The organism is Leptolyngbya sp. FACHB-711 (genome assembly GCF_014695615.1).
Classification (GTDB): domain Bacteria; phylum Cyanobacteriota; class Cyanobacteriia; order Elainellales; family Elainellaceae; genus Leptolyngbya_A.
Genome location: NZ_JACJOR010000483.1, coordinates 1 through 19341 on the forward strand (window position 1 = coordinate 1; position 19341 = coordinate 19341).

Here is a 19341-nt window from a genome sequence, read left to right on the forward strand (position 1 = left end):
TTGGGGCAGGAATTGTCGGCACAATCGGGATGCTGGTGGGTTCTGTGACGGGTCCGGTGGGAGCGATTGCAGGCGCGGCGATCGGCAGTATTTTGGGTGGATTAGTGGGTAAGAGTGCTGCTGAAGCCACCCATCCAACGATCGAAGATTACGACGTGCAGGTGATTGAACCGCGCGATGTTCCCCGTGGAAGTGTTGCCTTGCATCGCCGAATTGAGCCTGTTTCTGTTCAAGCGGTTTATGCTTCTGGGGCCACCCCGCCAACGGTCGAGCAGTCCATTATTCATGCGGCGCTGCGCGGACGGAATTCTCTGGTTGCTAACGAAGATCAATACTGGCAGCAGCATTACACGGCACAGCCTTACTATCAATCGGGGTTGACCTACCGGGATTACCAGCCTGCATATCGTCTGGGCTACGAAGGCTACACGCGCTATCACGGCACAGGCATGAGCTACGACGAAGTTGAACCCGAACTTCAGCAGCAGTATGAGCAAGAGCGGCGATTGTCCTGGTTAGGTTGGGAGCAAGCCCGTCCTGCGGTGAGAGCAGGCTGGCATCGACTCGAGCAGGCATTTCGCGGTCGTTAATCCTTAGGACGAGGCACTTTCAATCGGGGAACTGGGGGACGATCGAGCAACTCTCGCCAGAGGGTTTCGTAGCGGCACGTCATCGTTCCCACTGTGAAGTGAGCCAGAGCCGTATCGCGGGCTTGCTTGCCGAGCTGATGCCGAAATTCGGGATTGTCTCGCAGGCGTTTGAGCGATCGAGTTAAGCCGTCTACATCGTTTTTGTCGATCAGCAGCCCTGTTATCCCATCTTGAATCGCTTCCGGCATACTGCCAACTCGGGTTGCAATCACCGGACGCGCCGCCAGCATTGCTTCGACCATTGCCAGGGGAAACCCTTCCGATCGTGAAGGCATCGCCACCACGTCAAACTGGGGCAAATAAGACTGCGGGCGATCGACCCATCCTGGCATTTCCACTCGATCGCGAATGCCCAGATCGCTTGACAGCTTTTCCAGATTCGATCGTTCGCCTCCATCCCCCAAAATCACTGCCCGCACCTGAGGAACCTGCGCCACTGCCCGCAGCAAAATATCGTGTGCCTTCATCGCATCGAGTCGTCCGATACTGCCGACGGTGATTTGTGCTGGGTTCTGATATGCAGGCAACTCCGGTTCGCCCCCATCCGGCACCCCGTTAGGAATGGAAATCACGCTGTTTCTGCCCAGCGCGTAGAAATCTTCCATCTTAGTTGTGCTTGCCTGACCCACTGCCACATGAGCATCCGATCGCAAACAAAGGGCACGAGTTCGCCACAGGGTCAGCATATCCGTTGTCCGCAGGGGAAGCTGATCGACCCGCACCACCCGCACCTTAGGTAAGGACAGAGCTGCAGCTAAACCGATCGCCCCCGCCCAGGGTGTACACAAGTTGCAGTGAATAATATCAGGATGTAGCTGTTGAAATGTGCGGCGATGTTCTAAGAATGCTCCTATACCAGAAGCAGGAAGAATAAAGCGATCGATCTCTGAACGACTCGCAGCAATAAAATGAACAACCTTTTCATCAACACCCACAACAGTCAGATGAATTTCTGAAGAAACGGTTGCAGCCAGATGCGATAAACTGATCTCCGCGCCGCCAATTCCCGCAGAGTCTGTATAAACAGTGACGCGCAAAGGTGAAGTCATTTCTCTTTCAACTCACATCGCGATAGATTTGCAAATGTTTCTCAGCGATATCTGACCAGGAAAAAGACTGGCTGAACTCACAACCCACCTGAGCAAGATTTTGACGCAGTGAAGCATCAGACAGAATATGAGTAAGCGCAATCGTTAATTCTTCAACGGAACGGGGAGGGATAAAATAAGCGATCGAATCTGGCAATTCTGGATCAGGTGGACTTGCATAAGTCGCAATAACAGGAAGTTGATGCTGCATTAATGCCAGAAGCGAACCGCTCTTGAGCGTCACGCCATGATTAAAAGGTAAGACTCCGATATCTATACCTGATAAGTAGTCGGATACCGATCGCTCATCTAAATATCCGGTCATGTGAACGCTTGGTTGAAGTTGAAGAGAAGCAATGTGAGACTCTAATTTTTCCCAGTAGCGATCGGCTTCTGTACCTCGCAGTGCCAAACTTTCTACACCGCCGATCAGAAGCAGTTTTGCTCGCGGAATTTGAGTGATTACTTGCTGAAAAGCAGACAGCAGCGTTTCCAGTCCTTTTACCGGGTGCAGGAAGCCGAAAAACGCCACAAGCAGCGAATCGTTTGACCAGTTTAACCGCTGAAGAATTCGTAATTTTGCGTCGGTTTTATTGTGTTTTGCTTGCTCGATGTTGGGGGCGATCGGGATGCGATGGAGCCTTTCTTTTAGGGCAGGAAGCCGTTTAACGATCACTTGTTCTGCATCATGGTTTGTCGTAATTACGGCATCACTCAACGTGAGCAGAAAGCCGTCTTCCTCATCCCACCAGCCGCGCTGCTGTCCCCATTGCTTGAGGCGATCGAGCCACTGGGCAGGAAAATAGTCTGGCTCCCAGTTCCACCAGCCGTATTCGTGAATGGTGGTGACAATCGGCTTGTGCCAGCACGTAAGCCGCAGCAGCAAAGGCAGCAGAAAAATCGATCGATCGAAGCCGTAGGTTCCCGCTGCGTGTTGCAGGTGCAGCAGGTCTGCGTCGGTTTGATGAACTGCCCGAACCAGGGAAAAAAGTTCGGTGATGTGCCAGCGATCGATCGCGCCTTTCACGGTTCGCTCACTGCCATTTGCAACCGATCGAGTGGTAAGGACGATCGACTCAACCCCGGATAGAGCCAACCTTTCGCGCAGATGCTGAGTGTAGTGTGCAACTCCGCAGCGATCGGGCTGGTAGGTTCCGGCAATCAGGGCGACACGCATCAGCAATTCTCCACAAAGGGAAGTTCAGATTCCAGAACAGGTTCCAGGACAGGTTTCAGAACAGAGAGGGCAGCCTGCACGATCGCTTCTGGCTCGATATCCAGACACTCCAGGTGGTAGGGACAGGCAAAGGCATAGCAGGGGCTACACACCGTCGGACGACGCAGCAGCCGAGAAGGACTATAGCGGGGTTGCCACTGGCACTCGTATTCGGTTCCGGCAAACATGACGACATTGGGCACTTGCAGCGCATCCACGATATGCATGGTTGAAGTGTTGTTGGTCAACACCAGTTTTGCGTTGGCAATCAGGGCAACCAGTTCCGGCAGGGTTGTCATTCCCATCAGGTCAACCGCTCGATCACCCAAAATCGATAAAATCTCCTGCGATCGATCGCGGTCTTTTTCAACGCCGGTGACAATCACTGACCATCCGGTGAGGTCGCTGAGACGACGGGCAGCTTCCGCAAAACGATCGGGGGCATAGTTGCGCGACTGGCAAGTTGTCCATGGATTGAGCAGCAGGTAGGGTGTTTCAGCAGGGATGCCTCTGGTATGCAGCAGATGAGCGATCGCGGTTTGTGCTTCTGGAGAAATGTGCAGCGACAGGGCGCGATCGGTGACGGTAAACCCGATCGACTCGACTAGCCGCAGATTGCGATCGACCTGATGAATTTCGTCGGGAGCAGGCGGAACAGCATGGGTGAGCGTTCCCAGATCGGTTTCTTTGGATTCGCCCAGTCGTAGAGGAATGCCTGCCAGCGCACAAATGAGAGCTGCCGGATGGGGACTCTGGCTAAAGCTAGTGAGAATGATGACAGCATCAAATTGCCTTTGTCGCAGCCTGTCGATCAAGTTCCATTCTCGTGCCGGGTCAAAGTCCAGCCGTCCGAGATCCTGCCACAGCACCCGCCAAGGCAATCCTGCATCAATCCAGGGCAGCAAAGGTTCCGTGAGCATTCCGCCTGGACTTGCCATCAGCGTAATCTTTGCATCAGGCAGATTTTCCCGCAAGGCACGTAGCGTTGGGGTTGTCATCATCACATCGCCGATGTTGTCCAGCCGCATCACCAGCAGATTCTTCACCGATCGCCAGTCAGAATTTGACTCCGTGGGGGAGGGGGGCAAGGGCGTTAAAGAGGCAATGGCTCCTAAAGGGGAACTGCTTCGCCTTGGATCAGGAGCTATTTCTTTGCAACGGGACAGCAGCGATCGCGCAGCCTCCAACACTTGCGCCGGAGTAATTTCATCCAGGCAGGTTTGCCATTCCAACGGACAGTTGCCGCTATACCAGCAGGCTTGCTCGGTGAAATTGTGAATTCGACGATCGCCGCACTGCGGATAGCCCTGAAGATTTACATGGGGTTCCGGCTGCCCATAGCGTCCGTGCCAGGAAGGTCCAAATAAGGTGATAGTGGGCGCGTTGACTGCTGCCGCAATTCGCACGGGTCCGGTATCCGCTCCGATGACCAGATCGGCAAACGAGAAAGCGGCTGCTAACTGCCGCAAACTACCCCGCTCCCAAAGTGAAACTTTGCCGTCTGAACCATTGCCACCTATTGCCTCTGCGATTTGCACTGTCTGATCGCGATCGGCTCCCACCACAATCTGAATCGATGCGCTGTACTGCTGCTGAAGGGCTTGCCCAAGCTGCACAAAATCAGCCTCCGCCCAGCGTTTGATTGCCATTCCCGCATCAATGCAGAAGAACACCAGTGGACGATAAGCTGCCCCGAGCTGCCGCTGTGCCTCCAGCTTCTCCGATACCGTCAGATGAAGCTCTGCCTGACGCTGCATCAACGCTGGCTGGATCAGTCCCTCTTGCTGAAGGATCGCCAAAAATCGATCGCTCACCAATTCATTCTCAGGCGGCGATCGCCAAAGATTCGTGGCGACCTGCTCCGCGTTTGACTGCTGTACCGCTTCTGCAATGCCGTCATAGGTGGTATCCGTGACGATAAGATCAAACGATTCGCTGGCAAGCAGGCGATCGAGCGAAGCTCTTGCCTCGCCCCGTGGTGCAATCACAACCTGATCGATCAGCGGATCGGTCTGCAAAAGCTGATCCCCAGGAGCAAAGGTGAGAACCGTGACACGAGCTGCTGGATGGGACTTTGCCAGTGCATGAATTGCAGGCAGCGCAATGATCAAATCACCAATGCCGCCCAGGAGTTCGATGAAGAGGATGCGGTAGGTGTCACCCATAGATCTAACACCAATTAAATTGAAAGCAACTGTGGTGCATCATTATGCCGATCGTGAATGGTTGTAGGAATCTCCTGGTGATACACGCCGGAGGGCATCACACCACAGCCACCGTAGGTAGACATGACTCGAAGCTGCGCCAATACGTCTTCGCCGCAGTGGTTTTCTGGCAGGTCACGCCAAAACTCGAAACTGCCCACGTTTAGCAATTTGGCCCGATCGTATAAAACGCAGCCGCCGATCCAGGCAACGCGATATTTGCGGGGGCGATCGGGCGTAATGTTATGCTGCTGCTGGACGTGATAGAGATTTGCGGCGTTGTGTAGTTTATATCGCTCCCATTGGGGCGTTCCCGATCGCACGATTTCTGGCTCAACTGCTCCTTCCCACCACTCCAAAATTTGCTGATGCGGACGGACATCCTGCTTGAAGCTTAAACCGATCACCGCCGAGCCGACAAAACCACACTGCTCCTGCTGAATCGTCTGCATGAGTAGCCCGATGACCCACGGTTCTAGAATGAGATCATCGTCCAGAAACAGCACATAGGGAGCCGTTGCCTGATCGAGGAGAAATTGCCGATGTTCTGCGAGGCCGCGCCGAGGTAGATGCCTGTGGGTGGCGATCGAATGTCCGTGTGCTTCCAGAACGCGCAGGGCTGCAATCACTTCTCCAGACTGGAATGTGTTGTTCGTTTCGGTTTGATCGGAAACAATCACGCGAAAATTAGTAAACGTCTGAGCGCACAGACTGGTTAACGTGACTGCTAAGGCAGCAGAACGATTACAGGTTGGAATCAGAACATCTAAAGCCGGATTCATAAAGACAATACAGAATGATTTCTAATTAACCAGCAAGAATACGATACTAATAATTTGAAACTAACAAGGAATTAAAGAGCCAGTATCGATCGCAGGAGATATATCTACCTCAGAGAGCAATTCGATCGCCGCCTTAACGACATCATCGGGATCAACAAGTCGCAAACAGTGGTGATGTTCTTCAGGACAAACGCTCTTATAACAAAGGCGACAGGGAACTTCATGATACAGAACACGATTGGGAACACGCCAGGGAGTATGCTGAAGATTCGTTAGTGCATATAGGTCTACCACAGGCGTACCCACCGCAGCCGCCAAGTGAGCGGGTCCAGTGTTATTAGAAATAAGCAGTGGGGCGATCGACAACAACGCTGCCATCTCCGATAAATTGAGGCGATCGACCAGCGAAACAGAATTTGCCTGCATTTCCGTCTGGATGAACTGCACCAGTTCCCGTTCCGGCGTGGTTCCCGTCAAAATTACCTGCAAGCCGAATTCCTGCACGAGTCGCCGCGCTGCGATCGCAAACAGCTCGGGTGGATAGCGACGCGAAGGAGCCGTTGCCCCTGGATGAATCACGACCCACGGCTGCTGTAAATCTACCCCCTGAGCTGCTAACAGGTGGCGAACGCGATCGACTGCTTCTGCGGGGATCTGGAGCTTCATGCGATCGTCTTCGAGGCTGAAGCCAACACTGCTGACCAGATCAAGCTGTCGCTGTACCTCATGGCGAATCATCTGTTCCGGTTCCGGGTCTTTGATCCAGTTGGTGAGCAACTGATAGGAATTTTCGTGACAGTGCGCCAGCCGCAAAGGAATATCTGCCATGTAACACAAAAACGCCGACGGCAAAGGATTTTGGCTGTAAACGGTAAAGATAACGGCAGCATCAAACTGCCTCGATCGCAGCCGCTCGATCATTTGAAATTCAGGCTGGCTATTGGGTCGTGGTGCGGTCGCTTTGAGCCAGGGAGCATCGTAAACAATCACGTCATCGATTTCGGGGATCAGGGGGGCGATCGTTGCACCGGCCTGAGAAGTCATTAGCGTGATTCGGCGAGGAGAATCAGAAGATGTTTTTAAGGCACGCATTGCAGGCGCAGTCATTAACACATCGCCGATCGAATCCAGCCGAACGCAGAGAATATTTTGGGCAGTGTTCCAGGAAATAGACATGGGAATGGAGTCAGGAATAGAACGGGGAATGAGTTAGCGATAAAGCTGGGGTGGAGATGGGGCAGCAGAAACAGAACGAATTTGCTCGATCGTGCGCGTGGTCGATCGATTTTCTACAAACGAGAGAATGTGAACAACACCGCCCAATTGCTCAACCAGGGGAGCTTCCGGCAATGTTTCTCGCGTATAGTCTCCGCCTTTAACAAACACATTGGGGCGAATGATTTCAATCAAATGGTGGGGAGTCAATTCAGAAAAAGGAATCACATAATCCACGGATTCCAAAGCAGTTAAGACGGTGAGGCGATCGTCTAACGCATTCACAGGTCGCCCCATTCCCTTAAGCTGACGCACGCTTTCATCGCTGTTCACGCCGACAATCAGCACATCACCCAACGCTTTTGCCTGCTGTAGGTAAGTGACATGACCGGAATGCAGCAAATCAAAGCAGCCGTTGGTAAACACAATTCGTTTTCCAGCAGTGCGGTGTGCTTCAAGGCAGCGAACGATTTGAGCGCGATCCAGGATTCGCTTGTTTGATACCGCAGGACGATCGGGCTGGAACTGCTGCCGTAATTGATTCGCTGTGCAAACGCTGGTTCCAGTTTGCTGTACCACTATCTGCGTTGCTGTCTTGGCAATCTGAGCCGCGATCGACACCGAAGCCTGCGCCGCCAAACTCAATGCCAGAGCTGTAATAAACGTATCACCCGCCCCAGAAGTGTGATTCGCAGGCACAGGCTGAGCTGGAATCTGAATCGGAGAACTCCCCGTCTGAAATAAAACTGCGCCTTCGCTATCCAACGTTACCGCAACGATTTTCGCGCCTGTGAGTTCCAACAATCGATCGCCACAAGGCAAAACTTGAGCCACCCGATCGCCCTTCTGAACAGGCAGTTCGAGGAGGCGGATTGTTTCCCCATAATTCGGCTTGACTGCCGTAGGTTTGACGCGCTGATAATTCGCAAGCTGCTTGGAATCGATCACCAAAGTTCGATCGTGCTGTGCCTGTAATTGGGCGATCGTCTCAATTAATCGCGGCGTGAGAATGCCATAGCCATAATCGGAGAGAATCACTGCATCCACTTGCGGAAAAAGCTGCGTCAGGCGATCGATTATCCCTGTTTCCAGCTCTGCTGAAATTGCCGCCGTGCTGCCCTGATCAAACCGCAGCAAAATCTGATTTTGTGACACAATCCGCTGCTTTGCCAGCGTCGCCCGATCGTGCGAAACGATCAAATGATTTCCCTCAAGCGATCGCTGCTGGAGGCTGTGCAAAAGCCGATCGCCTTCCGAGTCCTGCCCAATCACTGACAATAAAACTGGACGTGCCCCAAACGCTGCCACATTCGCCGCCACATTTGCCGCCCCGCCGGGAAAATCCTGTCGCTGATCAATCGCCACAACCGGGACTGGAGCCTCCTGACAAAGGCGATTCGCATCCCCAGCCAAATACGCATCCAGCATAACATCGCCAACCACCAGGACGCTAAATGACGACCAGCGATCGATCGAAGAAAGCAAATCGTTCATCGGCAAATCGGAGGGAGAGTGGATGGAAAAGGGAACGAAAGAGAGAAATCAGAACGATCGATTGCGAGAATCACACGAGCAGCCGCACCCAAATCAGAAACAAGATGATGCGGTAAACGCTGTGGAGATAGCTGCCACTCGGTTTCATTACCGTTATCGATCAAGATAGTGCGACAACCCGCGGCACGTCCGGCAGCCACATCATGCAAAATATCGCCAATAAACCAGGACGTACTCAGATCAATCTGGTGATCCGCTGCCGCCTGAAGCAGCAAACCCGGCTCCGGCTTTCGACAGGAACAGTTTATCGTATACGGGGCGATCGTTCCGTCTGGATGATGCGGACAATAATAAAACCCCGCTAACGGAATCCCAAACCGAGCAAGCTCCCCGGTGAGATGCTGTTGGACGATCGCCAGAGCCGTTTCCTCAAAATAGCCTCGTGCAATTCCTGACTGGTTCGTAATGATAAACAGCTTGTATCCCGCCTCATGGAGTCGTTGCAAGGCTTCGATCGCCCCTTCGCACCACTGAATTAAAGCCGGGTCAACGTTGTAGGGAACGTTCTCAATTAGCGTTCCATCTTTATCGAGAAAAACCGCTTTTTGAGGGAGAGTTTGCATTGGCAGGTTGCTTTTTTTGATACTGCTAATTGAGTGAGCGGTTTGAGTCAGGGTTCCGGCGTTCCAGATTGCCCCTAAATCCTTTAATTCCTGGAGGGCTTTGAAGTGGCTTAGCTTGCTTGGCGAACTCATAGAAGTGCCTTGTTGGGGGTTAGGCAAGAGTTTTCCTAACAGTCCTATTTTCACATTTGCAAGTTGCTCTTCTGAATCTCAAAGCCCCCCCGAATTGGGGGATTTAGGGGGCGGTGTAGAATCTCCAATGCGCTTTAAACAACCGCTTAGGGCCAGGAAGACTCCCGCATCGGAATCACTGTCACCTCTGGAATGACTGTTTCGGCAGGTTGCAGCAGCACATAGCGAATCGTGTCCGCCACATTGCGCGGATCTTGCAGCACATTTGGATCGAGCTCCGGAAATCGATCGAGCAAGAAAGGTGTTCTCATTCCGCCTGCCACGATCGCCGTTACCTTCACCCCATGCGGACGACCTTCAACGTGCAGCGCATGGCTCAAACCCATTAGTCCCCATTTACTCGCATGATAGGCAGATGCATTTGCCCAGGTCCGTTTAGCTGCCGTCGATGCCACATTCACGATATGCCCGCTGCCCTGCTGCTTCATGAGCGGAAAGACCTGCTTTGCCAGAATAAACGGAGCGCGTAAATTCACACTCAAAATTCGATCCCAATCATCGATCCCCATTTCTTCGATCGATACCGTTAAATCCGTTCCGGCATTATTCACCAGAACGTCAATTTTGCCGTGCTGATCGATGATTTTTTGAATGCTGGTCTGAATCTGCTGCTCGTCTGTAATATCTAGCGACAAAGCATACGCCTCTAACCCGCGATCGCGTAGCTTTTGCGTCAACGGCTCTGCCAGATCCATCCGAACGTCCGCAGCAACAACGATCGCCCCCGCTTCTGCTAAACTCTCACAGATCGCAGCTCCCAAACCGCGTCCGCCACCAGTTACCAGCACTACTTTTCCAGTCAACGTTTCCATTTCAATTCACTCCTATCAATTCGTCTCAAATTTATTCATTGCACAATCCACGATCGCCCCTCATCCCTTTATCTCCTCATCTCCTCACCCATCCACCCCCTTATCCACCCTTCATCCCCTCACTCCCCCAGCCTTCAACCCCATCCCTTCTACACTCGCCATCGTTCTCTCGTACTGCGGCGTTTCCCACTGTCCTAATCGAGCCGTTTCATTCGGGGCAGCAGCAAGCAATTGTTCCTCGATCAGTTCGCAGAGCAGGTGCATCACCATCAACTGCACTTCCTGAATGCGCTGAGTCTCGATCGCCGGAACCACGATCGCAATGTCTGCTAAGTGCCGCAGTTCACCACCCTCTCCGCCGAGTAGGGCGATCGTCGTCAGGTTTGCCCGTCGTGCAGCTTCAAATGCAGCAATCACGTTTTTCGATCGTCCGCTGGTACTGATGCCGATCAGCAGATCGTGCGGCTGGGCAAAAGTTTCAACCTGACGCGCAAAGATATTGTCATAGCTGACATCGTTTGCCCAGGCGGTGACAAATGCTGTGTCTGCTGTTAGTGCCATTGCCGGAAGTCCGGCGCGATGGGGACAGCAAAACCGCCCAACCAGTTCGGCTGCCAAATGCTGAGCGTCTGCCGCACTGCCGCCATTACCGCAAATCAGCAGCTTACCGCCCCGCAGAAAGCAGTTGCTCATTGCCTGAGATGCCGCTTGAATTGTCGGACGCAGAAGCCGTTGCGATCGCTGCACTGCTTTGATCACCGTCTCAAAGCCGTGGTCAAGGATTGCCATCTGGTTTGCCTCGATGCCTGCCACGGTTGAAACCCCGCTCAGCACTTCTTCATACAGGGCTGCGACTGCGCTGGTCACTTTCTGCCAGGTGAAATGCTCCTGACTGCGGCGAATTGCTTGCCGTCCAAACAGGTTCCGAAGCTGCGGGTTGCCCAGAAGATGCTGAAGCCGATCGGCAAGGGCCTCAGGCTCATTGGGAGGAACGAGATAACCCGTTTCACCATCTTTCACCGTGAATTTAACGCCGCCCACATTTGCACCGATGACGGGTGTGCCGCAAGCCATTGCCTCGATCGGCGTAATGCCAAACGGCTCGTACCAGGGAGTAGTCACAAACACATCTGCTGCGCTGTAGTAATACTTCAGCACCTCCCGTCCCCGTCTGCCGACAAAGGAGATTCGCGTTGCCACACCCAATTCTTGAGCGATCGTGTTGAGTCGCCCAATCTCAGGTGTTAATTGCGGGTCAGGGGTTTCGGCTTCGCCGCCGACAATAATCAGTCGTGCTGCAACAGGCTGTTCCTGCTGCAATTGCGCTTTTTGCAACTGTTTCTTTTGTAGCTGTGCAAACGCCCGAATCACATTGTCCACGCCTTTTCGCGGAACCATTCGCCCCAACTGCAAAATCAATGCTTCATCCGGCGGCAGTCCCAGCGTTAACCGGGCGCGGGTTTTGTCGATCGCCCAAAATTCCAACGGGTCAAAGCCACAGGGAATAATGCCGATGCGGCTGGGGTGAGCGTGATAGAGATTGAGCAAATCTTCCCGATCCTGCGGACATTCGGCGATGATATGATCTGCTTCCTGCACAACCCGATCTTCCACCGCAAAGCGATCGTCTGGAAACTGATCGGCATCACCCTGATACAGTCGCCGCACCCGTCCCAGCGCGTGAAACGTCACCACAAACGGAATCCCTAAAACCCGTTTCATGTCTGCCGCAACCAGCGCAGACATCCAAAAATTTGCGTGAACCAGATCGTAGGATGTCTGGGAGTGACACCAATCCACCATAAATGCGGTGAATTCGTTCATATACGGCAGCAGCTTTTCTTTAGGCATTGCCACCGCTGGACCTGCGGGAACATGAATGACACGCACGCCCTGTTGCCAATCCACGACTTCCGGCAAATGATCAGCATCACGACGCGTAAACACATCTACGTGATAGCCGATCGCCGCTAGATGCTTTGCCAACTGCCCCACATACACATTCTGTCCACCGCTATCGACACCGCCAAAGATGCCAAGTGGCGTTGCATGTTCGCTAATGAGTGCAATTCGTTTGGTCATAGGTGTCTTAAGAGAATAGGGTGAAGATTCAGAAACGGATTTCGGATTGATGACTGGGTTAAAATTGATGACTGGCTTAAATGATTGAGTGGAACCGAGCGATCGGGTGAAGAAGTTTGAGAGATGCTTGAAGCGTGTGAGCGGTACGTTGCCTCCTAAATCTTCTAGTGCTGGGGAGCTTTGAAGCCGGATTAGGCTCGGTTCCCCTCCAGAATCGACTTGCCAGAGCGGTGGCTCGAATTGAAACCTCCTTTCAAACTCATTGCCTGTTCAAACGCCGCATTCCAATTGCGGACAAATCGCTCGATCCCAAAGCGCGATCGTGCCTGTTCTTTGGCTCCCTGGCTCAGTCGATGGGCAGCTTCGGGGTTATCGATTAGCATTTGCATTCGATCGACTAAGGCATTCACGTTAGTATCCACAAATCCAGACACATCGTTTTCCACGACCGTTGCCAGTTCTGTTGTTGCCAGCCCGACGATCGGCATTCCCAGCATCATTGCTTCACAAACTGCTAATCCCAGGCTGGTATAGCGCACCGGATGAAAGAAAAAACGATATCGCGCTTCAAACGCAGGAAGCTGAAGATGCGTGACTTCACCAATGCCGCCCAGCGATTCTGCGTCCATGCCGACTAAATCGAGGGGGATCGATCGCTTCACCTGCTCAAAAATATCTGCGCCCAGCCGTCTACCGCGCTTCCGCAAACCGTTCGCTACCACGATCCCGCGCGGTAATTCTCCGGTGTAGGTAACCCGATCAGGAACAACGACACCATGCTCAACAACACAGGTTGGGGTGCGGTTGTTCTGCCACATCAGTTGATTGAAATGGGTGACGTGAACCAGCAGCGTTTCCGGGTCGTCTACCCAGTGGGCGGTATCGGTGGGCTGTTCGCGAGGTGGGTCATGTTCCAGATACAGGCGCGGCAAATCTCGCTGTGCTTCGGAAAGAATGTCGTACTGATCTTCCTGGTAATTGCGGCGCGACTGAAACAGAATACAGTCAAACTGCTGATGCTGCACTTCCTCGGCGGGAATATCATGCACATTCTCACCCCAGGGAAATCCGCCCAGCCGTCCGCCGTATCCTTCAGGTTTGCCCGGCTTGACAGGCAGATAGAAATCGTGGGGAGCCTGAGTCAGATAATACAAATAGCTGCCGTGAACGTGCCAGGTGAGAATTTTCAAACGCATAGTGAATCAATCGTGAATCAAATTTAACCAAAACCATCAGGAAAAACAGTTAAGCCATCGCTGTATCAGCCGGCTGCACCGGGAAAGAAGAAGACGAAATCAAATGAATCGTCTGAGCAGGAATCAAATTAACCGATCGCAGCAAATGAAGCTGATACTCCAGAGCATCAACCGGATCAAGCGGCGGCTTAACGCAGTGTGACAAAACCCCACCGCCAAACTCACAGGACTGGCCCACACGAATCGGAATGCCTGCAAGATAGCAACAGTATGCTATGAGATAAGGAGACTGTTGCGGCAGGGTGAATACGATCGCAGCATCAAACGATCGCGCTTTAAGACTCTGAATCAGACTGCTTGCGTGATCGGTCAGATCGAAAAAAGGAGAAGGAAAAGGAATCAGATCTAGCGTGGCAAGCTGTTGATCAAATAACGAATCTGGAAATGCGGCAAGAACAGAAATGCTAGTCTCCGGCAGGCTTTGCTGAAGCAGCGGCAAACTTTGAATCAATTCAGATTGACTGTCCTGATCCAAAAGACTCACCAAGAGAAGCCGCTTGACGCGCTGCCAATCAGGATGCATAAGACACCTCCTCGATGTGCAGCAAATTCAACGCTTCCCGCAAAACTTGCATCGGCGTTGCTGGCGGATACAGATGGGCATTTTCCAGCGACGGCATCACCACAATTTTGTGACGATCGCGATCGAGCGGTGCCCAGCGATGCGGTTCAGACTGCGAGAAAATTACCACACTTTTGACCTGAACTGCTGCCCCTAAATGCGAAACCCCAGTGTCGTTACAAATCAGCAAGCCTGCCTGCTGCAATAGCAACGCGAGTGCCCCCAAACTCGTTTTTCCTGCCAGGTCAATTGCTGGATACTGCATTGTCTCTGTCACTTTTTGAGTTAGCCCTTTTTCATCAGCCGTTCCCGTCAGCACAATCTGAAAATCCTGAGCCGCCAACGCATCCGCAACGACAGCAAAATGCTCGCAGTTCCAGCGGCGATCGGCGGTACTGGCTCCCGGATGGATGCAAATGTAGGACTTCGGGCGAAGCTGATAAGCTTTCAAAATAGTGTTGCACTCGTCGCGATCGGCAGCAGTGATAGGAAACTCCAGCGATTCTCCCTGCGTAGCAAGGCCCAAAAACTTCAGCAAATGGAGAGGTCGCTGCACTTCAGGCAAATGCTCTGGGTAGGGCAAAAACCAGTCGATATGGGGGCAGAACTGCCGCTGCGGAAAAAAGCCTGCCGTGCGTTTTGCACCCAGCAGCAGCGTAAAGCTATTCATTGCCGAACCGTTGCCGTGCATTTGTAGTGCCAGATCGAACGGCGCCTGCTGCACCTGCTGCATAAAAGCGATCGTCTGCTCTGCTACAAAAGGCACTTCGGGAATGCCAGGATAGCCGGGAAACTCCAGCCAGCGATCGAGATAGGCACTGAATCGCTGCACAAACGCCTTTGTCCAGGGCAGCCCAATCAACGTAATCTCTGCGGCAGGAAACACCGATCGCAAGGCACGAAAAGCAGGCACACTGCACAGCAAATCGCCTAATCCCGGCAGCGCACGTACGATCGCAATTCGCTGGGGGGCAGGGTCATCAAATTGAAGATGTCCACTGATCAAAGTCTCCATTGCCAGTCGGGGAAGGAATAAGTGAGAAATAAACTCAGTCCGCTTGTCCTTATTGGGCGCAACAAACGGCTGCGAAGAATTAACGCGGCATCAAAGAGCGGCATTAAAGATAAGCTTTCTACAATTCTGTGCAGTGACCTGAATTCACTGAATCTGCTTGTGTTGCTTAAGCCTGTGTTAGTGGGACATAAATTTGGCTTTGAAAGAATTGTCTTCGCTTCTCTAGAATCAATCTCAACTGAAGATTTTTACTAATCCAAAATTATGCCAGCAGCTCTGAGAAATCGTCTGGTAGGGGATAGGGTTATAGTAGTCAGTCGCAATTCTGGAAAGCATCAGGCAATTGCCCAAAGAACACCCGCACTTTTTTTAGGTAAGTTATGCAATTGCACAATTTTAGTTTAAGCTCACAAAAAAAAGATTACGAAAAGAAGTAATCCCGCTTAGACTTCATAGCCTTATTAGCCAAATTATACCTTTAGGTAGTAGATCAATTACTTCTCAAGCTGAATTTCTAGAGTGCTCTCTCTGCTGTCCTGAAAAGCTATCCTGAAAATACGGGCAAGTGAGCAGGCTTTAATCTCCCAATATTTGATTCCACTATTGAATTACAGCGTTTTTCACTCCCGTAAGGTACGGGGGGTATGGGCTTTCTCGCCGTACAGGGCACAGCCCCTGCACCCCATTTTTTGTACTTCAATCGCCTGAACAAGGCTGTAATGAGAGAGGACATCGCTTTTGAACCCTGCTAAACCTGCCCAACTCTCTATCAATCCTAAGAACAATCGATTCAAATCAAAATTTGAGAAGGAAGCAATGTTACCTCAACTGGCCCTCTCACCTCCCATCCACCAGGGATATCTCGCAGCAAAATAAACTGCTTTATCAACTGCTTTATCGGTAGCTATTTTGACTTTGAAGCGATCGAAGTAACAGACACAGCCGCATCTGCACCGCATCGTCAAACTTTCTTGGCTCCAATCCGGTTAGCGAAGCAATTTTATCAAGCCGATAGCTGAGTGTATTGCGGTGAATTGATAGCTGCTTTGCAGTTGTAGAAGGACAGCAGTTTTCAGCAAAGAAGGTGTTTAACGTAACCAATAATTCAGGCTCATGATCGAGCGGACTGAGTAGATATTTAGCGAGATCAATCTTCGTTTCTTCGTCTGCAACGCCCACAAAGGCAGCAATCCCCAACTCACCCAGGCAATGGACTTGATTATCGCCCTGCAATCGCTTTCCTAAAGACAGGGCGGCCCCTGCATCTTCATAAGAGCGTGCCAGTCCCCGCACGCCGGGATGATATCGACCAATGCCAACATTAATCGTCGCGCCCATGTCGTTTCTGAGCCGCAGCAACAGCGCATCCGCCGCCCGCTTGAGAGCCGCTAAATTTGCCCAGGAAGAACTCAATCCTTCAGCCACATCGTTACAGTCTGCCCACAGCCCCAGGTTTTTGCTGTTGCTGGCTTTTAAGACTGCTACTTCGCCTTCACCCAGATAAGCGCAAATCGTGTCATTCGGCAGGTGAAAAAAGCTAACAATACTGCTAATCACGACCTGTGCCCGTCGCTGCTCAATCTCAACTGCTTCCATCCCCGAAGCATTCATTTGAGGCAAGATATAACAGGCAGCATCAATGAGAATCACAGCCCTGGGTGGAGACAAATCAATCCCCAATCGTTTTGCTCGATTCCAGATGATTGTTTCATCCTCAATGCGATCGTGTAGCAGATCGTCGATTAATTCATTCTTGAGTTCATGTTGACTTGGAAGATGATGCTGTGTGGATTGATTAATCACCAGTTCAACCAATGCTTGAGCAAGGCGAGGAGAAATCATTTCACGATCGGCAGGCTTGCCAACAATTACTTCTCCGGTTTCGGTGTCATGCTGTAGCGGAATTCTGAGGAAATGAGACAGTGCCTGTTTGCCGTCCCAGTTGCTTGCCTCGCAGTTTCCCAAAGGAGTAATCGATCGCCCAACTCGGTCAGGTTCGCTGCTCGTGACAACCACTCCTCGTTCATTCGTGACAAAAACAGGAGCATAAAGCAGTTCTGCAACGCGATCGGTGACAACGCTGGCAAGCTGCACAAAACGGCTAGAGGTTTGAATCATGAATGCGTTGTGGCTAGGAATTCCCATTGCAGAAAACAAAACGTGAATTAGATTTAGAAGTCGCTGATTACTCGGCAAGAAAACTGCTTGGCAGGGAGAATAGAGTACGCCGCAGAAATCAAAAACTAAATCTGAATCACGAAAAAATATTGAAGGAACCTTAGCAATTTCAAAAAAACAATACATCTTCCTCTAGAGACAGATCCGCTCCGCTTCGAATTCCCCTCTCAGAACAGATCCCAAAACTGCCATTCTACTAACTGCCTTCCTCTCCAAAACTAACCCTATGGAACAAATCTCCTCCTCTTTTACTCATGCTCCACAAGTACTCATGCTCTACCAGAGAAATCTAGCAATCACCTCTAGTAATCATCTCTAGCAATCACCCTCCCCACCCATGCCCCCCACCCTTCTCCAATGGCTCCTCCTCCACACCCTGGCAGGTCTAACGATCGGCGCACTCGAAGCGAGCCAATTCCAGTTCATGGCAACGCTGATTTTCTCAGGTCTATTGGTGGGTGTGGCTCAGTGGTTTGTGCTTCGGCACGTTCTTCGCAAGGCATTTCGCTGGATTTGGGTTAGCGCGATCGGCTGGCTGATAGGGGTGCAGCTCATGATCTGGCTCGGCGGCTGGCTTGATCTGATCGTGGCGCACCTGACTCAGCTTGGCGGCGGAGAAGTTTTCTGGCTGAATGTGGTCAAACAGCCGATCGCGCTCCTGGGAATGGGAACGGCTCAAAGTCTGCTACTGCCGTCGCTGTGGAGACGAACTGGCGAGAAAGCAAGATGCCGCTGGATTGTAGCAAGTGGGATCGCGGGGGCAATTCAAGGAGGAAGTAGTGCCCTGTTTTGTGCGACCTTTTGCCCTGCTTTTACAGGACAGCTTGGAACAATTTTAACTACGGCGATTGTTTATGGCGTGGGATGGTTTAGCTACAGTGCGATAGTTGCATTTCTGTTATATAAGTTACTCTTTTCGAGTGCTTCAGAACACTCATAGCAATACACGAAGCAACAAGTTCAACCATTAGATTGACGACGATTCTGAGACTTTGCTTTAAATTAATAATGTAAGGGTTATAGTGCTGTGGTATCAAAGGTTCAGCTTGAACCAAAAGCGTAAAGTGGAAAATTGAAACCGATCAATTGTGCGATTTCTTAATGACACGGATTGATTGCACAGTTTTAGTATTAATGCGCTTAACTATTAATGCGTTGAACTGCTTCTGACGATGAATTAATCTATCTCTTTTGCTTGATTCTCTTCATCTCAACCTCCATAACCCGATATGATAACTGCTCAATCTTTTAGCTTGAAAGATCTACTGGCAAGCTCGGACCTGCCGCTGCTCATCGTGTTTTTTAGCCCGCTCTGTGGACCGTCTCACTTGATGGACGCAGTTCTGCAAGAAGTGGCACAGCGCACGATCGATCGACTGCAAATCGTCAAAATTGACAGTGAAAGCTATCCTTCGCTGGCTTCTCAATACGAGATTCATGCCTTGCCCACACTGCTTTTGTTTCAGCATGGTGAACTGATTGCCCGTCTAGAGGATGAGCGCACCGAGAACCTAATGCCTGCCGATCGCCTGATGCACCTTCTCGAATCCCACCTTTAAGCTAGTTCTTAATCGGGTCATTAGCGGGAATCGACCTGCAATCGACCGCTTATTTGTAGACCCTCTAAAGAAAACAGAAAAAACGGAGTCATTCTCATGGCAGAGAACCCAACCGATCAGGGCAAAGAAATTATCGAAAACTTCGATCCGGCAGAGTCAGCGGGCGCAAAAGCAGCCCAAATCGCGGCTGATCCTACCGTTTCCTTAGAAGAAGCCAAAGCCGCAGCTGCCGGAGAAGCGGACAATGGCGCGGGCAGCGTTGCACCGAGTACCGTCGCCGAAAACACTGTCAGCCGTTCTGATCCTGAGGCAAGCGATATTCCCAGTTCGGACAATCACTAACGATCGCTCCCTGCAAATTTGCTTTCTATAAACATCGCTCCCTGCAAATCTGCTTTCTATAAACTTTCATT

17 protein-coding genes are annotated in these 19341 nt (G+C 51.6%); 4 read left to right on the plus strand and 13 right to left on the minus strand.

Features of this window, described 5'->3' with window-relative positions:
* Positions 1-590 (plus strand): hypothetical protein (locus H6F80_RS22435; RefSeq protein ID WP_190793752.1); only part of this gene is annotated, 590 nt, incomplete at its 5' end.
* On the opposite strand, the gene H6F80_RS22440 is transcribed toward H6F80_RS22435, so the two are convergent.
* The 13 genes from H6F80_RS22440 to H6F80_RS22500 all read right to left on the minus strand — a co-directional run bounded on the left by H6F80_RS22440 (position 587) and on the right by H6F80_RS22500 (position 17309).
* Complete coding sequence (locus H6F80_RS22440) at positions 587-1699, minus strand: glycosyltransferase (protein WP_199296748.1); 1113 nt, start codon at positions 1697-1699, stop codon at positions 587-589. The two genes, H6F80_RS22435 and H6F80_RS22440, sit on opposite strands and share 4 nt — an antisense overlap.
* Before the next feature lie 7 nt (positions 1700-1706).
* A complete protein-coding gene (locus H6F80_RS22445; protein ID WP_199296749.1) occupies positions 1707-2915 on the minus strand; it encodes a glycosyltransferase in 1209 nt (402 codons plus the stop codon).
* Positions 2915-5119 (minus strand): glycosyltransferase family 9 protein, encoded by a 2205-nt coding sequence (locus tag H6F80_RS22450; protein WP_190793753.1) that lies wholly within the window; start codon positions 5117-5119, stop codon positions 2915-2917. The genes H6F80_RS22445 and H6F80_RS22450 overlap by 1 nt, the downstream gene beginning before the upstream one ends.
* A 14-nt stretch (positions 5120-5133) precedes the next feature.
* On the minus strand, positions 5134-5940 hold the full coding sequence (locus tag H6F80_RS22455) for a glycosyltransferase family A protein (RefSeq protein WP_190793754.1): 807 nt from the start codon (positions 5938-5940) through the stop codon (positions 5134-5136).
* 60 nt (positions 5941-6000) lie between these two features.
* Complete coding sequence (gene waaF, locus H6F80_RS22460) at positions 6001-7116, minus strand: lipopolysaccharide heptosyltransferase II (RefSeq protein ID WP_190793755.1); 1116 nt, start codon at positions 7114-7116, stop codon at positions 6001-6003.
* Between the two features lie 33 nt (positions 7117-7149).
* The gene (gene rfaE2, locus H6F80_RS22465; RefSeq protein WP_190793756.1) at positions 7150-8649 is read right to left on the minus strand and encodes a D-glycero-beta-D-manno-heptose 1-phosphate adenylyltransferase; all 1500 of its coding nucleotides are present in this window, start codon (positions 8647-8649) and stop codon (positions 7150-7152) included.
* Positions 8646-9404 carry a D-glycero-alpha-D-manno-heptose-1,7-bisphosphate 7-phosphatase gene (locus tag H6F80_RS22470; protein ID WP_199296750.1) on the minus strand — a complete coding sequence of 253 codons (759 nt, stop codon included), beginning with the start codon at positions 9402-9404 and terminating at the stop codon, positions 8646-8648. The genes rfaE2 and H6F80_RS22470 overlap by 4 nt, the downstream gene beginning before the upstream one ends.
* Before the next feature lie 146 nt (positions 9405-9550).
* Positions 9551-10276: an SDR family oxidoreductase gene (locus H6F80_RS22475; RefSeq protein ID WP_190793757.1), complete on the minus strand. Its 726-nt coding sequence runs from the start codon at positions 10274-10276 to the stop codon at positions 9551-9553.
* Between the two features lie 111 nt (positions 10277-10387).
* Complete coding sequence (locus tag H6F80_RS22480; protein WP_190793758.1) at positions 10388-12358, minus strand: glycosyltransferase; 1971 nt, start codon at positions 12356-12358, stop codon at positions 10388-10390.
* Between the two features lie 191 nt (positions 12359-12549).
* Positions 12550-13554 carry a glycosyltransferase gene (locus H6F80_RS22485; protein ID WP_190793759.1) on the minus strand — a complete coding sequence of 335 codons (1005 nt, stop codon included), beginning with the start codon at positions 13552-13554 and terminating at the stop codon, positions 12550-12552.
* Positions 13555-13603: 49 nt separating this feature from the next.
* Complete coding sequence (locus tag H6F80_RS22490) at positions 13604-14137, minus strand: glycosyltransferase family 9 protein (protein ID WP_190793760.1); 534 nt, start codon at positions 14135-14137, stop codon at positions 13604-13606.
* Entirely contained in the window at positions 14127-15191 is a 1065-nt protein-coding gene (locus H6F80_RS22495; RefSeq protein ID WP_190793761.1) for a glycosyltransferase family 9 protein, read from the minus strand. The genes H6F80_RS22490 and H6F80_RS22495 overlap by 11 nt, the downstream gene beginning before the upstream one ends.
* Before the next feature lie 894 nt (positions 15192-16085).
* Positions 16086-17309, minus strand: coding sequence for a helix-turn-helix domain-containing protein (locus tag H6F80_RS22500; protein WP_190793762.1), 1224 nt, complete (start codon positions 17307-17309; stop codon positions 16086-16088).
* A 397-nt stretch (positions 17310-17706) separates the two neighbouring features.
* On the opposite strand from H6F80_RS22500, the gene H6F80_RS22505 reads away from it, so the two are divergent.
* The 3 genes from H6F80_RS22505 to H6F80_RS22515 all read left to right on the plus strand — a co-directional run bounded on the left by H6F80_RS22505 (position 17707) and on the right by H6F80_RS22515 (position 19270).
* Positions 17707-18309: a hypothetical protein gene (locus H6F80_RS22505; protein WP_190793763.1), complete on the plus strand. Its 603-nt coding sequence runs from the start codon at positions 17707-17709 to the stop codon at positions 18307-18309.
* 289 nt (positions 18310-18598) lie between these two features.
* Entirely contained in the window at positions 18599-18928 is a 330-nt protein-coding gene (locus tag H6F80_RS22510) for a thioredoxin family protein (RefSeq protein WP_190793764.1), read from the plus strand.
* A 96-nt stretch (positions 18929-19024) separates the two neighbouring features.
* On the plus strand, positions 19025-19270 hold the full coding sequence (locus H6F80_RS22515; protein ID WP_190793765.1) for a hypothetical protein: 246 nt from the start codon (positions 19025-19027) through the stop codon (positions 19268-19270).
* The last annotated feature ends 71 nt before the right edge of the window (positions 19271-19341 follow it).

Coding starts and splice junctions, on each gene's coding strand:
- H6F80_RS22440 (WP_199296748.1), bottom strand. CDS start 1,699: ATGACTTCACCTTTGCGCGTCACTGTTTATACAGACTCTGCGGGAATT.
- H6F80_RS22445 (WP_199296749.1), bottom strand. CDS start 2,915: ATGCGTGTCGCCCTGATTGCCGGAACCTACCAGCCCGATCGCTGCGGA.
- H6F80_RS22450 (WP_190793753.1), bottom strand. CDS start 5,119: ATGGGTGACACCTACCGCATCCTCTTCATCGAACTCCTGGGCGGCATT.
- H6F80_RS22455 (WP_190793754.1), bottom strand. CDS start 5,940: ATGAATCCGGCTTTAGATGTTCTGATTCCAACCTGTAATCGTTCTGCT.
- waaF (WP_190793755.1), bottom strand. CDS start 7,116: ATGTCTATTTCCTGGAACACTGCCCAAAATATTCTCTGCGTTCGGCTG.
- rfaE2 (WP_190793756.1), bottom strand. CDS start 8,649: ATGAACGATTTGCTTTCTTCGATCGATCGCTGGTCGTCATTTAGCGTC.
- H6F80_RS22470 (WP_199296750.1), bottom strand. CDS start 9,404: ATGAGTTCGCCAAGCAAGCTAAGCCACTTCAAAGCCCTCCAGGAATTA.
- H6F80_RS22475 (WP_190793757.1), bottom strand. CDS start 10,276: ATGGAAACGTTGACTGGAAAAGTAGTGCTGGTAACTGGTGGCGGACGC.
- H6F80_RS22480 (WP_190793758.1), bottom strand. CDS start 12,358: ATGACCAAACGAATTGCACTCATTAGCGAACATGCAACGCCACTTGGC.
- H6F80_RS22485 (WP_190793759.1), bottom strand. CDS start 13,554: ATGCGTTTGAAAATTCTCACCTGGCACGTTCACGGCAGCTATTTGTAT.
- H6F80_RS22490 (WP_190793760.1), bottom strand. CDS start 14,137: ATGCATCCTGATTGGCAGCGCGTCAAGCGGCTTCTCTTGGTGAGTCTT.
- H6F80_RS22495 (WP_190793761.1), bottom strand. CDS start 15,191: ATGGAGACTTTGATCAGTGGACATCTTCAATTTGATGACCCTGCCCCC.
- H6F80_RS22500 (WP_190793762.1), bottom strand. CDS start 17,309: ATGATTCAAACCTCTAGCCGTTTTGTGCAGCTTGCCAGCGTTGTCACC.
- H6F80_RS22505 (WP_190793763.1), top strand. CDS start 17,707: ATGCCCCCCACCCTTCTCCAATGGCTCCTCCTCCACACCCTGGCAGGT.
- H6F80_RS22510 (WP_190793764.1), top strand. CDS start 18,599: ATGATAACTGCTCAATCTTTTAGCTTGAAAGATCTACTGGCAAGCTCG.
- H6F80_RS22515 (WP_190793765.1), top strand. CDS start 19,025: ATGGCAGAGAACCCAACCGATCAGGGCAAAGAAATTATCGAAAACTTC.